The sequence below is a fragment of the Nonomuraea sp. NPDC004354 genome (assembly GCF_053602555.1).
In genome coordinates, this window is sequence record NZ_JBSGDV010000001.1 from 61,520 (window position 1) to 77,088 (window position 15,569).

Annotated in this window: 11 protein-coding genes; 9 read left to right on the forward strand and 2 right to left on the reverse strand. The window is 73.2% G+C overall.

Going from position 1 to position 15,569, the window contains the following annotated elements:
- Positions 1 to 77 precede the first annotated feature (77 nt).
- Positions 78 to 1,139, reverse strand: a complete 1,062-nt coding sequence (locus ACWENQ_RS00250) for a DUF695 domain-containing protein (protein ID WP_452412432.1) — start codon at positions 1,137 to 1,139, stop codon at positions 78 to 80.
- A gap of 228 nt (positions 1,140 to 1,367) precedes the next feature.
- Between ACWENQ_RS00250 and mnmA the strand changes: the two genes are divergently transcribed.
- Entirely contained in the window at positions 1,368 to 2,426 is a 1,059-nt protein-coding gene (mnmA, locus tag ACWENQ_RS00255) for a tRNA 2-thiouridine(34) synthase MnmA (RefSeq protein WP_452412434.1), read from the forward strand.
- Between the two features lie 22 nt (positions 2,427 to 2,448).
- On the opposite strand, the gene ACWENQ_RS00260 is transcribed toward mnmA, so the two are convergent.
- A complete protein-coding gene (locus tag ACWENQ_RS00260; protein ID WP_354909770.1) occupies positions 2,449 to 3,078 on the reverse strand; it encodes an MBL fold metallo-hydrolase in 630 nt (209 codons plus the stop codon).
- A gap of 121 nt (positions 3,079 to 3,199) precedes the next feature.
- Between ACWENQ_RS00260 and ACWENQ_RS00265 the strand changes: the two genes are divergently transcribed.
- From ACWENQ_RS00265 to gatA, 8 genes are all read left to right on the forward strand, one after another.
- Positions 3,200 to 4,165 carry a methionine synthase gene (locus tag ACWENQ_RS00265; protein WP_354909767.1) on the forward strand — a complete coding sequence of 322 codons (966 nt, stop codon included), beginning with the start codon at positions 3,200 to 3,202 and terminating at the stop codon, positions 4,163 to 4,165.
- Positions 4,166 to 4,214: 49 nt separating this feature from the next.
- A complete protein-coding gene (locus tag ACWENQ_RS00270; RefSeq protein ID WP_452412436.1) occupies positions 4,215 to 8,411 on the forward strand; it encodes a caspase, EACC1-associated type in 4,197 nt (1,398 codons plus the stop codon).
- A gap of 9 nt (positions 8,412 to 8,420) precedes the next feature.
- Positions 8,421 to 8,834, forward strand: coding sequence for a hypothetical protein (locus ACWENQ_RS00275; RefSeq protein WP_452412437.1), 414 nt, complete (start codon positions 8,421 to 8,423; stop codon positions 8,832 to 8,834).
- Between the two features lie 95 nt (positions 8,835 to 8,929).
- Entirely contained in the window at positions 8,930 to 11,110 is a 2,181-nt protein-coding gene (ligA, locus tag ACWENQ_RS00280) for an NAD-dependent DNA ligase LigA (RefSeq protein WP_449928809.1), read from the forward strand.
- A 25-nt stretch (positions 11,111 to 11,135) separates the two neighbouring features.
- On the forward strand, positions 11,136 to 11,345 hold the full coding sequence (locus ACWENQ_RS00285; protein WP_449928807.1) for an EF-hand domain-containing protein: 210 nt from the start codon (positions 11,136 to 11,138) through the stop codon (positions 11,343 to 11,345).
- A 229-nt stretch (positions 11,346 to 11,574) separates the two neighbouring features.
- Positions 11,575 to 13,635: a putative bifunctional diguanylate cyclase/phosphodiesterase gene (locus tag ACWENQ_RS00290; protein WP_354909754.1), complete on the forward strand. Its 2,061-nt coding sequence runs from the start codon at positions 11,575 to 11,577 to the stop codon at positions 13,633 to 13,635.
- Positions 13,636 to 13,781: 146 nt separating this feature from the next.
- Complete coding sequence (gatC, locus tag ACWENQ_RS00295; RefSeq protein WP_354909752.1) at positions 13,782 to 14,081, forward strand: Asp-tRNA(Asn)/Glu-tRNA(Gln) amidotransferase subunit GatC; 300 nt, start codon at positions 13,782 to 13,784, stop codon at positions 14,079 to 14,081.
- Entirely contained in the window at positions 14,078 to 15,568 is a 1,491-nt protein-coding gene (gatA, locus tag ACWENQ_RS00300) for an Asp-tRNA(Asn)/Glu-tRNA(Gln) amidotransferase subunit GatA (protein ID WP_354909750.1), read from the forward strand. Before gatC ends, gatA begins: the two co-directional genes overlap by 4 nt.
- Position 15,569: the final 1 nt, after the last annotated feature.

The following is a 15,569-nucleotide window of genomic DNA, read 5'->3' on the forward strand; positions in this document are numbered from 1 at the left end:
ACGGCCGGCCGCAGCCGTACCAGAGCACCGAGGCGGCGGCCCCGCACCTCCGCCCGCAGACTGCTGTGCCCTGCGTTCTAGGACAGGAAGGGGGCGACCGCCGTCCAGCCGGGGTCGGTGACCACGTCGACGAGCGGCTGGCCCTCCTCCCAGCTCACGATCAGTTCCTTGGCGTGGATGGCCGCCTCGCCCGTCGGGTCGGCGTAGACGTGGATCACCCTGGCGCCCTCCGCGCTCAGGTGCGCCGCCAGCACCCCGTCGGCGTGCTGCCTGCCGAGCCTGGCCGCCAGCCGTTCCTCGAACTCCCGCAACGCCGTCAGCGACTCGCCCACCGGCAGGCCGTTCTCGTCGGCGTGGGCGTAGGGGAGGGTGATCTGGATGTGCTGGTCGTAGAGCGGGTGGTCGACGGGGCGCAGCGGGAAACGGGCCGTCGCGATCAGCGGCGCGCCGCCCGCGGTCTGCCCTTCGAGCAGCACCCACTGCTCCTCGGCGAACTCGGTGGCCAGGTCGGCGATCACCGCGGGCAGGTGCACGGCCTCGACCGAGTCGATCGGCTGGAACGTCGCCGGAGTGATCTCGCCCACCCACCTGGCCACGTCGTCCTCGCCGAGCAGCCAGTCGAGGGACAGCAGGGTGGCCTCCATACGGGTGTCCTCGTCCAGCATGACGAAGACGGGGTGGAAGGCCGCGATGTCGATGCGCGGGTTGCCCCTCGGCACCCGCAGCCCGAGCAGCAGCTTGTCGAGCGCGAACTCGTAGCCGCCGACGTCGAGCGTGAGCTCCATCGCCTCGGGGTTGGCCTGGCGCGAGGGGTGGTACTCCCACAGCGCGTCGGTCTCCGGCGCGCCCTTCGACCACCGGTGGGCGAGCGAGCGCAGCTCGGGGTCGCCCGCGGCGGTCACCACCAGCGCCTGCTGGGCCTGCCTGCCCGGCGCGACCTCCCAGACCAGGCCGGGATGGATCGCGGTGACCGCGGGCGCGATCAGCTCCGACAGCCGCTCGGCCTCGCCGGCCTCGACCAGCGCGTCGATCTGGGGCCTGGTCTCCCGCCACCACTCCCAGAACTCGGCCAGCGCGTCGCCGGTCTCGCCGGCCTCGCCGGCCTCTTCGTCGTCGTCCTTGCGCCCGAACAGTCGCATAACCCAGCATTCTCGCACCTCGCGGGCGCGTAACTCGCCGATCTCCGCCCGCCCGGCGAGCCGATCTCCGCCGGTGTCAGCCCGCCGGTATCCGCTCCCGCCGGTGTCGCCCCGCCGCTCCGGTGGCCGGCCGCCCGGCCCACCCCGCCCCGCCCCTCGCCGTCCCTCCGCCGCGACGTCTCCCCGGAGGGTCGAGGAGCCGCCCGTGGACGGTAGTCTCGAAACGTCATGGGACTGCGTGTGCTTGCCGCCATGTCGGGCGGCGTCGATTCCGCCGTGGCCGCCGCTCGGATCGCCGAGGCCGGTCACGATGTCACCGGTGTGCATCTGGCGCTCTCGGCCAACCCGCAATCCCACCGCACGGGCGCCAGGGGCTGCTGCACGATCGAGGACTCCCGCGACGCCCGCCGCGCCGCCGACGTCATCGGCATCCCGTTCTACATCTGGGACATGGCCGAGCGTTTCCAGCGCGACGTGGTCGAGGACTTCGTGGCCGAGTACGCCGCCGGCCGTACCCCGAACCCGTGCCTGCGCTGCAACGAGAAGATCAAGTTCGCGGCGGTGCTCGACAGGGCGCTGGCGCTGGGGTTCGACGCGGTGGCGACGGGCCACCACGCCAAGCTCGAGGACGGCGTGCTGTCCAGGAGCGTCGATCAGGGCAAGGACCAGTCCTACGTGCTCGGCGTGCTCACCAGGGAGCAGCTCAGGCACGCGATGTTCCCGCTGGGCGGCTCCACGAAGGCCGAGGTGCGCGAGGAGGCGGCCAGGCGCGGCCTGACCGTCGCCGACAAGCCCGACAGCCACGACATCTGCTTCATCGCCGACGGTGACACGCGAGGCTTCCTCGCCAAGCGGCTCGGTCAGGAGCCCGGCGCCATCGTCGACCAGCAGGGCGCGGTCGTCGGCACGCACGAGGGCGCCTACGCGTTCACGGTCGGCCAGCGCAAGGGCCTGCACCTCGACCGTCCGACCGTCGACGGCAGGCCGCGCTACGTGCTGTCGATCGAGCCGGTGTCCAACACGGTGACCGTCGGGCCGAGGGAGGCGCTGCAGGTCTCCGAGATCGTCTGCGTCCGGCCGGTGTGGAACGGGCCCGACCGGTTCGACGACCTGTCGGTGCAGCTCCGGGCGCACGGCGAGGTGTACGGCTGCCGCTACGAGGAGCGCGACGGCACGCTCGTCGTCGCGCTCGACCGGCCGGCGACCGGCGTGGCGGCCGGGCAGGCGGCCGTGCTCTACTCGGGCGACACGGTGATCGGCTCGGCCACCATCTCCACGGCCGCCTGACGGCCCGGCGGGAAGACCCGGGTCAGGACAGGGTGGCGGAGTCGCCGACCGCGAGGCGGCGGATGTCGGCGCCCTGCTTCTCCGCCTCCATCCTCAGCCAGTTGTCCACCAGCCCGAGCCCCGCTTCGCTGTACAGCGCGTCATGCGTGGAGTACGCCCGGGCGGGCTTCACCGTGCGCAGGTACTCGATCACCTCCGCCAGCTTCAACCACGGCGCACCCGTCGGCACCAGCAGCGTCCCGACCGGCACCGGCGGCACGGTGAACGCGTCGCCCGGGTAGAACACCTCCCCGTCCACCAGGAACCCCACGTTGTCCACGACCGGCAGGTCGGGGTGGTTGGCGGCGTGCCACTCGCCGAACACCTTCATCTCGAACCCGGCGGCCTCGAAGGCGTCGCCGTGCCGTACGACGTGGGCATCGAGCCCCTCGGCCGAGCCTGAGGCGACACCCTCGCACGTCCAGATCGACACCTCGGGCGCGAGAGCGGCCAGCTTGTCGCGGTCGGCGTGGTCGAAGTGGTCGTGTGTGACAAGGACGACGTCGGCCCCGTCGAGGGCGGAGGCGTCGGTGAAGACGCCCGGATCGATGACCAGCACTTTGCCGTTCTTCTCGATCCTGACGCAGGCGTGGCCATATTTGGTGAGTTTCACCTTCCCACGATAGTTCAGGGCCCTTTGCCCGGATCGGCGCGGGCGCCGCGTGGAGCGCGACACCTGGGAGTGCCGGGCGGGGTGGAGATGGCGGCTCGGCCGCCGCTCTAGGCTTGGAGCCATGTCTTTTGGCGCAACCGGTGTCGGATCCCATCCCGGCGAGGACCATCTCGAGGCCCTCAGGACGGTGTTCGGAGAGCTGCCCGACCTGCCGTACCTGCCGGAGCTGCCCGCCAGGGGCGTGGGCGCCGACATGGCGGGCCGTACGGCGGCGCTGCTGGTCGACCTGCCGGTGGAGGTCCAGCCCTCGGGCTGGCGGCTGGCCTCGCGTCCAGGCCGCGACCACCGCAGGGCCGTCGACCACCTGGCGCGCGACCTCGACGGCCTCGAAGAGGTCGCGCAGGGCTACACCGGGCCGCTGAAGGTGCAGGTGTGCGGGCCGTGGACACTGGCGGGCGCGATCGAGCTGCGCCACGGCGACAAGATGCTGTCCGACGCGGGCGCCGTCAGGGACCTCACCGCCTCGCTCGCCCAGGGGGTGGCCGACCATGTGGCCACCGTGCGCCGCAGGGTGCCAGGGGCCACCGAGATCCTGCTCCAGCTCGACGAGCCGGGCCTGCCGGGCGTGCTGGCGGGCACCGTGCCGACGGCCTCGGGGTTCGGCAGGCTGCCCGCGGTGGAGGAGTGGCGGGTGGAGGAGTCGCTGCGGCTCTTCCCCGGCGCGATCGTGCACTGCTGCGCGCCGAGGGCCCCGATCGCGCTGCTGCGCAGGGCCGGCGTGCGGGCGATCTCGCTGGACGCCGCGCTGCTGTCGCGGCGCGACGAGGACCCGATCGGCGAGGCGGTCGAGGCGGGCGTCGACTTCTTCCTGGGCGTGGTGCCGGGCGTCGACACCCGGCTGCCCGACCTGAAGGTGATCGCCAAGCCGGCCGTGGAGCTGTGGGAGCGGCTCGGGTTCGCCGCCGAGGAACTGCAGCGCCGGGTGGTTCTCACACCCGCCTGCGGGCTGGCCGGCGCCTCGCCGGCCTACGCGCGTCTCGCCTTGTCGAAGTTGAGGGAGACGGCAAGGGCGCTGCAAGCCGGCTGAGCTATCCAGGAGGGATGAGGCGCCACCTCCGCCCCAGGGGGGCCGACGCGTGACGGCCGGAGACTTCGCCGGCGCGAGCGCGCTGCTGCTGGGCACCGGCACCCACGGCTCCGGCTCCGACCTGCCCGACCTGCCGTCGGTGGCGCGCACGCTCGCCGACCTGCGCGAGGCGCTGCTGACCAGGTGCCGGCTGGCGTCGGTGCGGGTGGTGCTCGATCCGGCCTCGCCCCGCGAGATGGGCGACGCGATCGCCGCCGCCGCGTCGGCCGAGGGGCCGCTGATCGTCTACTACGTCGGGCACGGCCTGGTCAGCAGGCGGGGGGCGCTCCACCTGGCGACGGCGGGGACCGTCTCGGGGGTCCTGGGCCTCGAGCACACGGCGCTGCCGTACGACCTGTTACGCCGCTACCTGCTCGACAACGTCGAAGGCCCGCTCGTCGTCGTCCTCGACTGCTGCTTCTCGGGCCGCGCGATCGACGGCATGTCGGACCCGTGGGACGTGGCGGAGATCTCCGGCGCCTTCGTGCTGACCTCGGCCGGGCGCAGCGAGCCGTCCTTCGCGCCCGAGGGCCTGCGCCACACCGCCTTCAGCGGCGCGCTGCTGCGGCTGCTGGCCGCGCCGCCGCCGGTGCTGACCCTCGCCGGCCTGCACCGCCGGCTGAGCAGGGAACTGCCCGCCGCGGGCTTTCCCGTGCCGCGCGTCCGCACCACCGGGCGGGTGGGCGAGCTGGTGCTGCTGCGCGCCGCCCACACCGCGGGCGTCCTGGGACGGCGGGAGCGGCCGCCGCCCTTCGACGGCCCGCCGTACAAGGGGCTGGAGGCGTTCGGGACGGCGGACGCGCCGCTGTTCTTCGGCCGCGAACGGCTGGTGGAGACCCTGGTCAGGCGCCTGGACGACCCGGCGCCGCTGATCGTCACGGGCGCGTCGGGCTCGGGCAAGTCGTCCTTGTTACGGGCCGGGCTGGTGCCCGCGCTCCGGCAGCGCGCGGCGGGCACCTCGGTGGCGGTGATCACACCGTCGGAGCCGGTTCCCGCCGACGTGGACGTGCTGGTGGTCGACCAGTTCGAGGAGGCGTTCACCGCGGGGAGGATCCCGGACCTGCGCGGGCGGGTCGTGCTCGGTGTGCGGGCCGACTTCCTCGGCCGGTGCGCCGCCGTACCCGAGCTGAGGGCGGGTCTGGAACGCGGGCCCGTCGTCGTGGGCCCGATGAGCGCCGCGGGGCTGCGCGAAGCGGTCGAGCGGCCCGCGCTGGCGGCGGGGCTGACCGTGGAGCCCGGACTGGTCGAGCTGCTGCTGCGCGACCTGGGCGGCGAGCCGGGGCGGCTGCCGCTGCTCTCCCACGCCCTGCTGGTCACCTGGCAGCGGCGGCGCGGGGCCGCGCTGACCGTGGCGGGTTACCAGGCCACGGGCGGCATCCACGGCGCGCTGGCCGCCACCGCCGACGCCGTCCTGGACGCCCTGCCGTCGAGGGAGCAGGCCCGCGCGGTGTTCACCCGCCTGGTCCACGTGGGGGAGGGCACCGACGACACCCGGCGGCGGGTGGAGCTGGACCGGTTGCTGGCCGAGGTGCCCGACGCGCTGGCGGCCTGCGAGGTGATCGACGCCTTCGCCTCCGGCGGCGCCCGGCTGATCACCATCGACGGGCCGGCGGTCACCATCACCCACGAGGCCCTGCTGGCGGCCTGGCCCGCGTTGCGCGGCTGGCTCGACTCCGACCGGGCGGGCCTGCTCGTCGAGCAGCACCTCGTGGCCGCCGCGGCGGCGTGGGAGGGCGACGACTCGGGGCTGTACCGGGGGTCCAGGCTCGCGCTCGCCCGCGAATGGGCCGAGGGCAGGCGGCTCGGCGCGGCCGCCCGCGCCTTCCTCGACGCCTCCGCCGCCGCGGAGGAGCGCGCTGCACTGGCCGCCCGCCGCCGCGCCAGGCGCAGGGTCCTGCTGTCGGCCGTGCTGGGCGTCCTGCTGGTCCTGTCCGTGGCCGCCGGCGGCATCGCCCTCCACCTGTACGGCAGCGCCGACGCCGCCCGCCGGAGCGCCACGGCCAGGGCCCTGGTCCTTCAGGCGAACGCCCAGGTCCAGACGGACCCGCCGGTCGCGCTCCGCCTCGGGCTCGCCGCGCTCGCGATCGAGCCGGGCGAGCGGCACCGGGCCGCGCTGGTCGGGCTGCTGGCCGGCACCCTCTACTCGGCCAGGCTCGAGGGCGCCGGCCCCGGTCTGCTGGGCCTGGCCTTCAGCCCACGGGGCCGGATGGTGGCGACCGTGGGCATGGGCGGGACGGCCGAGGTGTGGGACACCTCCAGGCCGCACGCGCCCGTGCGGGTCGCCTCGCTGCGCGGCCACACGGGACACGTGCGGACCGCGGCCTTCAGCGGTGACGGCCGCACGCTCGCCACCGGCGGCGACGACGGCACCGTGATCCTCTGGCAGGTGGCGGGCTGGGCACGGACGGCCACGTTCGAGCCTGGCTTCGGCAGGATCTACGCGCTGGCCTTCAGCCCCGACGGCAGGCGGCTCGCGCTCGGCACGGCCGCGGGCGCGCACGTGTGGCCGGTGGGCGACGACCAGCCCGCGACCACGCTGCCGACGCACCAGGACGATCCGGTCAGATCCGTGGCCTTCACGAAGGACGGGCGGCGCGTCGTCGCCTGCTCCAGGTTCACCGCGTGCCTGCTGTGGACGCCGGGAAAGGCCGCCGGGAGCTTCACCACGCCGGCGTCCGCCGAGGGGGAGCAGGCGCAGGTCACGTGGGCGGTCGCGGTCAGTCCCGACGGCAGGACGATCGCCACCAGCGGCCGGCGCTCGCGCGCCTACCTGTGGAACATCGAGGGCGCCCGGCCGAGGCCGCTGGCCGACCTGGCGGGGCACGCCTCCGGGGTGAAGGCGGTGGCCTTCAGCGGCGACGGCAGGCTGCTGGCCACGGCGGGCGGCGACGGGCGCACGATCGTGTGGGAGGTGGGCGAGGGCGCTCCGGTGCAGCGGGCCGTGGTCGGCGCGGGCACGGGCGGGATCGTGGCCGCCGCCTTCGACCCCGTCACCTCCGACCTGGTGACGGCTGACAGCGACGGCAGGACGGTGCTGTGGGGGACCGCGCGGCTGCGTCCGCCCGCCGTCCTGGCGAGAGTGCCGCGGCCGGACGTCGGGCGCGGGGTGCTCGCCCGAGACGGCAGACGGCTGGTGACGGTGACGGCCGAGCACGCGGTCACGCTGTGGGAGATGGGGGCCGGCCGGCTGACCGAGGCGGCGGCGCTCGCCGAGGACGCCGGGCAGGTGTCGGCGCTGGCCCTGGACGGTACGGCGGTGCTGGCCGGACGGGTGGACGGCGGCGCCGTACGGTGGACGGAGGGCGCCGCCGCGCGGCTGCTGCCGCCGGGCGCCAGGGTCACGGCGGTCGCCTCGGCGGGCGGACGGGCGCTGGCGGGCACCGAGGACGGCACCACGACGCTGTGGCCCGCCCCGACCTCGCCCCCGGTACGGCTGCCGCCGATCGCGAGCCCGGACGACCCGGGCGACGCCCCTGCCCCTGCGGACGTCCCCGCCTCCGTCGGGGCCCCGGCCCCGGCGGGCACTCCGGCCCCTGCGGACGTCACGGCCCCGGGAGGCGTCCCGGCCTCCGTTGGCGTCCCGGCCTCCACCGGCGCTTCCGCCTCCGTCGACGCCGCGGTGATCAGCGACGACGGGCGGCTGGCCGTCACGGGCGACGCCCGGGGCGTGGTGCGGCTCTGGACCCTGGCGGACCCGCGCAGGCCGGTGCCCGCCGCCGCCTTCGCCGCCGACCCCTCCGGGATCGTCTCGGCCGCCCTGTCGCCCGACGGTCGCCGGCTGCTCACCGGCGGCAGCGCGAAGCTGGCCAGGCTCTGGGACGTCTCCGACCCGGCCAGGCCGCGTCACCTGGCCGACCTGGGCAACGACGGTCCCGTGGTGTCGTCCGTCGGTTTCGCCCTCGGCTCGGCCGTGGCGTACACGGGGGCGGGCGGCGGCCCCGTCACCCTGTGGCACGTGGAGGGGTCGGGCCAGGCCCGCAGGTACGCGGCGCTGCCGGCGGCCGACGAGGTCACGATGAGCGCCGACGGGACCCGGATGCTCGCCGTCGGGCCGGGGCCTGAGGCCGTCGTGCGGGACCTCGCGCCGCACATGGCCGTGCTGCGCGACCCCGTGGCGGCCGCCTGCGGCATCGTCCGTCGCGAGCTGGACGAGAAGGAGTGGATGCGGCTGACCGACGGACTGGCCTACCAGCGTTCGTGCCCCTAGGAGATGACCTTGAGACGTCCCATCGCCACCGCCGTCCTGCTGACCTCACTCGCGCTCCCGCCGGCGCCCGCGTACGCGGGCTCGGCCGTCACGGTTTCCGGACCCGGAGGCAACTGGGCCGCGGTCACCGCCACCATCAGGGACGGCAAGCTGACCGTCATCGTGCCGACGGTCACCGACAAGCACAACGACCGCAACTGCACCTGGGTGATCCTGCTGCTCAGGCTCAGGGGCGACGCCGACCGGCGGGTCGTGGCACGGTGGGAGGCGGCCACCAACCGCAACTGCGGGAACAGGAACCGCTCGCTGCCGGTGTACGAGAGGGGCGGCGGCGTCGAGCGCGTGTCGGCGCAGCTGTGTCTCAGCCCCGCGAGCTCGCCGCCGAGGGAGGCGTGCTCGGCCACGTGGAAGCGGGTGGCGTGAGAGGCGGACGGCGAGGCGGACGGCAGGGCCCGTCGGGAGCCGAATGTCGGTGCCGCGAGATAGCGTTCTCTCAGGTTTGACGGAGGGAGTAAGCGATGAGCGCCGAGGTCGAGGGCGTGCCCGTGGACGCGCTGAAGCGCCACGCCGAGCTGAGCGAGCTGGTGGAGGAGGCGCGCTGGCGCTACTACGTCCTCGACCAGCCGACGGTGAGCGACGCGGAGTTCGACGGCTGGTTCAACGAGCTGCTCGCGCTCGAGGAGGCCCATCCGAAGCTCCAGACGCCCGACTCGCCGACGCAGAAGGTCGGGGCGCCCGTCTCGGGTGACTTCGAGAAGGTCGAGCACCTGCAGAAGATGGAGAGCCTCGACAACGCCTTCACCGACGCCGACATCGCCGCCTGGCAGGTCAGGGCGGAGCGGCTGGCCGAGGGCGACCCGGGCCCCTACCTGTGCGAGCTGAAGATCGACGGGCTGGCCATCGCGCTGGTCTACCGGAACGGCAGGCTGGAGCGCGGCGCCACCAGAGGCGACGGGCGCACCGGCGACGAGGTGACGGCCAACGTCCGCACGATCACCGGCATCCCCCACCGGCTCGTGGGCAGCGACATCCCCTCGCTGGTCGAGGTGCGCGGCGAGGTCTACATCCCGGTCGAGGAGTTCGAGAAGCTCAACGAGCAGCTGGTCGAGCAGGGCAAGCCGCCGTTCGCCAACCCGCGCAACGCCGCCGCGGGCACGTTGCGGCAGAAGGACCCGCGCATCACCGCGCAGCGGCCGCTGCGGATGCTGGTGCACGGTGTCGGCGTCTGGGAGGGCGCGGCCGAGCCGCAGGCGCAGTCACAGGTCTACGACCGGCTGCGGGAGTTCGGGCTGCCGGTCAGCGACCTCTACCGGGTGGTGCCCGACGTGCGGGGCATCGACGACTTCATCGAGCACTACCGCAAGCACCGCCACGACCCCGCCTACGAGATCGACGGCGTGGTCGTCAAGGTCGACAAGATCAGGACCCAGCGGGAGCTCGGCTCCACCTCGCGGGCGCCGCGCTGGGCGATCGCCTACAAGTACCCGCCGGAGGAGGTCAACACCAAGCTCCTCGGGATCGAGGTCGGCATCGGGCGCACCGGTCGCGTCACGCCGTACGCGGTGATGGAGCCCATCGTGGTGGCCGGGTCCACGGTCGAGCGGGCCACCCTTCACAACGCCGCGATCGTGGAGAAGAAGGGCGTGCTCATCGGCGACACCGTCGTGCTGCGCAAGGCGGGCGACGTCATCCCGGAGATCGTCGGGCCGGTGACCGCGCTGCGCGACGGCTCCGAGCGCGCGTTCGTCATGCCGACCCACTGCCCCGAGTGCGGCACCGAGCTGGCCTACGAGAAGGAGGGCGACGCCGACCTGCGCTGCCCCAACGCCCTGGGCTGCCGCGCGCAGCTCCGCGAGCGCCTTTACTTCGCGGCGGGCCGCAAGGCCCTCGACATCGAGGGCCTGGGCTACGTCGCGGCCACGGCGCTGAGCCAGCCGGTGGCCGAGCAGGAGCCGGTGGTGCGCACCGAGGCCGACCTGTTCGACCTCACGCTGGAGCAGCTGGTGCCGATCAGGTCGGTGGTGCGTGACCAGGAGACCGGCCTGCCCAAGATCGACCCCAAAACCGGCGAGCCGAAGGTCGTCTCGTTCTTCTCCAACGTCAACGGCCAGCCGAGCCAGAACGCGCTGAAGCTCATCGACGAGCTGGAGCAGGCCAAGCAGGTCCCGCTCTGGCGGGTCCTGGTCGCGCTGTCCATCCGCCACATCGGCCCGCCGACGGCCCAGGCGCTGGCCGGGGCGCTGCGCTCGATCGACGAGGTCATGAACGCCTCCGAGGAGGAGCTGAGCGCGGTCGAGGGCATCGGCCCGCGCGTGGCCGCCACGGTCCGCGAGTGGTTCGAGGTCGACTGGCACCGGGAGATCATCGAGCGCTGGCGGGCGGCCGGGGTCCGCATGGCCGACGAGCCGGCCCCGGAGAAGGGCCCGCAGATCCTGGAGGGCCTCACCTTCGTCGTCACCGGCACCCTCGAGGGCTTCACCCGCGACTCCGCCGCCGCGGCCATCACCGGCAGGGGCGGCAAGGTGGCCGGGTCGGTGTCGAAGAAGACCGCCTTCGTCGTCGTGGGGGAGAACGCCGGGTCGAAGTACGACAAGGCGGTCAGCCTCGGGGTGCCCGTCCTCGACGAGGCCGGATTCCATGTCCTCCTCGACAAGGGCGCGGAAGCGGCTGCCGAGGTGGCGGTGAAGCCGGAAGAATAGCCCTCTCCACGGAAAGGGTTCACATATGTCGGATCTCAGCCCCGAGCGGCTGGCGGAGCTGCGCCAGACCTTCGACGCGATCGACGCCAGCGGCGACGGCTTCATCAGCCAGGCGGAGCTGGTTCGCCACTTCCCCGGGCTTCCCGGGGAGGCGCTCGGTTCGCTCGAGCAGAACGCCGACGCCGACGGTGACGGCCGCATCTCCTTCGAGGAGTTCGTCAGGCTCGTGGGGTGAACGCGGGGCGGGGGCGGCTGCGGTCACGGCCGCCCCCCGCCGACGTGACGGGGAGCCCCTGAGGGGGCGGCAGTGACCAGGGGGAACCACTGTCGAGCAAAAACGTACAAAAGATGCTTCTTGCTGATAAATCTGGGCAAGTGGTGTGACGGAACGTAGGCGGGTGGTTTCGGGAAGTGGGGTGGAGGTCGTACCCTCCCATAGTGACCTCTTGGGGGTTCTGTTACCGATGACCGACCCAACTGACACGCGCGACACGGGACCACGTGTGGGAAGCCCGCTCTGGGCCTTCCTCCTGGCGGTCTCCGTGATCGGCTTCACCGCGCTCCTCGTGGCCGAGCTACGACTCGACCTGGCGGGCCTGGCCGAGCTGGCCAGGACCCCGCTGTTCTGGGTGCTCGCCGTGCTGGTGGTGCTGGGCGAGCTGCGTCCCGTCATGGTGTCCTCGGCGACCGCCGTGGGCGGCACCTACCCGGCGACCATGTTCACCTTCGCCGTGTTACTGCACTACGGCCTGCCGGTGGCGGTGCTCATGCAGGTGGTCGGCATCGCGGTCAACGGGATCGTCACGCGCAAGGCGTGGCATCGGGTGATGTTCAACATCGCGCAGGCGACGCTGGCGTTCACCGCGGCGGCGGTCGTGCTGGGGCTGTTCGGCATCGTGCCGACCCCGTCGGCGCCCTGGGTGCCGGCCGGGTTCGCCATGGTGCCCATCGCGCTGTCGGGTGTCGCCTACTTCGCCGCGCGGGCGCTGCTGGTGTGCGGCGCGGTCGCCCTGCACGAACGGCGCTCGCTCAGCAGGGTGCTGCGCGCGACCGTGGGGCCGCAGGCGCTCGTCTACGCCGGGCTGCTCGGGCTCGCGCCGCTGGTCGTCGTCGTCATGCAGGACTCTCCGGGGCTGGTGCCGCTGTTCGTGGCGCCGCTGGCCGCCGTCTACTTCACCGCCACGCTGTCCATGCGCCGCGACCACCAGGCCCTGCACGACGAGCTGACCGGCCTGCCCAACCGCAAGATGCTGATCGTCTCGACCGAGGAGGCGCTGGCCGAGTGCCGCCCCGACGAGCGGGTCGGCCTCTTCCTGATCGACCTCGACCGGTTCAAGGAGGTCAACGACACGATGGGCCACCCGGTCGGCGACCGGCTGCTGCAGATGGTGGCCCACCGGCTGACCCACTCGGTACGGCCGGGCGACGTGGTCGCGCGCCTCGGCGGCGACGAGTTCGCCGTGCTGCTGCCGTCCATCAGGGACACGCACGCCGCCAGGGAGGTCGCAGCCCGGCTCAGGGCCGCCCTCACCGAGCCCGTGCGCCTGGAGGGCATGACCTTCGACATGGACGGCTCGGTCGGCATCGCGCTCTTCCCCGACCACGCGCCCGACTTCGAGCTGCTGCTGCAGCGTGCCGACGTGGCGATGTACCTGGCCAAGGAGGGCCGCACGGGCGTCGAGCTCTACCAGCCCGACAAGGACCGCAACTCGCCCGAACGTCTCGGCCTGCTCGGCGACCTGCGCCGCGCGGTCGACAACCGCGAGCTGCGCCTGCACTACCAGCCCAAGGTCGACCTGGCCACCGGCGAGGTGCGCGGGATGGAGGCGCTGCTGCGCTGGCGCCACCCCGTGCGGGGGCCGATCTCGCCCGCCGACTTCATCCCGCTGGCCGAGCAGTCCTACCTGATGCGGCAGATCACCGAGTACGTCATCGACGCGGCCATGGAGCAGGCCGCCCGCTGGTGGCACACCGGGCTGCAGGTGCAGATCTCGGTCAACGTCTCCGCCCGTGACCTGCTCGACTCCGCGCTGCCCGACCAGCTGGAGGCGGGGCTGTCCCGCTTCCGGCTGCCGCCGGAGGCGATCCAGCTCGAGGTCACCGAGCGGATCCTGATGGGCGACCAGGCCTACACCCACGACACCATCAGGGCGCTGGCCGCCCTCGGCGTGCCCCTGGCGCTGGACGACTTCGGCACCGGCTACTCGTCGCTGATCCGCCTGCAGCGGCTGGCCGCCTCCGAGGTCAAGATCGACGCCTCGTTCGTGCAGCGGATGTCGTGCTCGGAGGACGACGAGCGGATCGTGCGCTCGATCGTCGACCTGGTGCGCTCGCTCGGGCTGCGGTCGGTCGCCGAGGGCGTGGAGTCCGACGAGCTGGCGCTCCGGCTGGCCGACATGGGGTGCGACATGGGGCAGGGCTGGCTGTTCGGCCGGGCGATGGCGCCGGCCGACGCGACGGTCTGGCTGCGGGAGCGGGTCGGGGTGGAGGAGATCGACTACGTGGAGATCTCGCAGACCGTCTGACGCCCGCCTGCGGGCCGCGTCGACGCCGAACGGCCCGCTTCCGGCCGCCGCCACGCCACAGGCGTGTTAACGGTTCGGCCACCCTGCGTCAAGAGCCCTAGGATGACACTGTCCAAACTCCATCCATGAAACGGGTTCAACGACTCATGTCCGCCATAACCCGCGACGAGGTCGCGCACCTGGCCCGGTTGTCCCGGCTGGCGATCTCCGACGACGAGCTCGACCACTACGCCACCCAGCTCGATGACATCATCGCCGCGGTCGCGAAGGTGGCAGAGGTCGCCGCTGAGGACGTCCCGCCTTCGTCGCACGCGCTTCCGCTGACCAATGTGTTCCGTGCCGACGAGGTGCGACAGTCCCTCACGCCCGAGCAGGCGCTCTCGGGCGCGCCGGCCGTCGAGGACGACCGCTTCCGGGTTCCGCGCATTCTCGGGGAGGAAGCATGAGTCTGATCCGCAAGACCGCCGCCGAGCTGGGCGCGCTGATCGCCGCGGGCGAGGTGAGCGCGGTCGAGGTCGCCGAGGCGCATCTCGACCGCGTCGAGCAGGTCGAGCCCCAGGTCCAGTCGTTCCTCCACGTCGACCGCGAGGTCACGCTGGAGCAGGCGCGCGCCGTCGACGCCAGGCGGGCGGCCGGCGAGAAGCTCGGCCCGCTCGCGGGCGTGCCGATCGCGCACAAGGACATCTTCGCCACCAAGGACATGCCGACCACGGCCGCGTCCAAGATCCTCGAGGGGTGGCGCCCGCCGTACGACGCGACGGTGACCGCGCGGCTGCGCCAGGCGGGCCTGGTCATCCTGGGCAAGACCAACCTCGACGAGTTCGCGATGGGCTCCTCCACCGAGAACTCCGCCTACCACGCCACGCGCAACCCGTGGGACCTCAGCAGGATCCCCGGCGGCTCGTCCGGCGGGTCGAGCGCGGCGGTCGCCGCCTACCAGGCGCCGCTGTCGACCGGCACCGACACCGGCGGCTCGATCAGGCAGCCCGCCGCCGTCACCGGCATCGTGGGCATGAAGCCGACCTACGGCGGGTCCTCCCGCTACGGCCTGATCGCCTTCGCCAGCTCCCTCGACACCCCCGGGCCCTTCGCCCGCAACGTCATGGACGCGGCCCTGCTGCACGCGGCCTTCTCCGGGCACGACCCGATGGACTCCACCTCCATCGACGCGCCCGTGCCCGACGTCGTCGAGGCGGCGCGCAACGCCGACATCGCGGGGATGCGCATCGGCGTCGTCAAGGAGTTCGACGGCGAGGGCTACCAGCAGGGCGTGCTCAACCGCTTCCACGACACCGTCGCGCTGCTGGAGTCGCTGGGCGCCAAGGTCGTCGAGGTCTCCTGCCCGTCGTTCACGACGGCGCTGCCGGCCTACTACCTGATCGCGCCCTCGGAGTGCTCGTCCAACCTGGCCCGCTTCGACGCCATGCGCTACGGCCTGCGCGTCGGCGACGACGGCACCCGCAGCGCCGAGGAGGTGATGGCGCTGACCAGGGCCGCGGGCTTCGGTCCCGAGGTCAAGCGGCGCATCATGCTCGGCACCTACGCGCTGTCGAGCGGCTACTACGACGCCTACTACGGCCAGGCGCAGAAGGTCCGCACGCTCATCGCGCGCGACTTCGAGGCCGCCTTCCACCAGGTCGACGTGCTGATCTCGCCGACCACGCCGACGACGGCGTTCCCGATCGGCGAGCGCGCCGACGACCCGATGGCGATGTATCTCGCCGACCTGTGCACGATCCCGTCCAACCTGGCCGGCAACGCGGCCATCTCGGTGCCCTGCGGCCTGGCCGACGAGGACAACCTGCCGGTCGGCCTGCAGATCATGGCCCCGGTCCTGGGCGACGACCGCTGCTACCGGGTCGGCGCCGCGGTCGAGAAGGCCCTGGAGAGCCGCTGGGGCGGCCCGCTGCTGAAGGAGGCTCCCGAACTGTGAG

Bases quoted from the DNA above. Each gene is read 5' to 3' on its own strand.
- ACWENQ_RS00250 (WP_452412432.1), bottom strand. From the start codon at position 1,139: ATGCGACTGTTCGGGCGCAAGGACGACGACGAAGAGGCCGGCGAGGCC.
- mnmA (WP_452412434.1), top strand. From the start codon at position 1,368: ATGGGACTGCGTGTGCTTGCCGCCATGTCGGGCGGCGTCGATTCCGCC.
- ACWENQ_RS00265 (WP_354909767.1), top strand. From the start codon at position 3,200: ATGTCTTTTGGCGCAACCGGTGTCGGATCCCATCCCGGCGAGGACCAT.
- ligA (WP_449928809.1), top strand. From the start codon at position 8,930: ATGAGCGCCGAGGTCGAGGGCGTGCCCGTGGACGCGCTGAAGCGCCAC.
- ACWENQ_RS00285 (WP_449928807.1), top strand. From the start codon at position 11,136: ATGTCGGATCTCAGCCCCGAGCGGCTGGCGGAGCTGCGCCAGACCTTC.
- ACWENQ_RS00290 (WP_354909754.1), top strand. From the start codon at position 11,575: ATGACCGACCCAACTGACACGCGCGACACGGGACCACGTGTGGGAAGC.
- gatC (WP_354909752.1), top strand. From the start codon at position 13,782: ATGTCCGCCATAACCCGCGACGAGGTCGCGCACCTGGCCCGGTTGTCC.
- gatA (WP_354909750.1), top strand. From the start codon at position 14,078: ATGAGTCTGATCCGCAAGACCGCCGCCGAGCTGGGCGCGCTGATCGCC.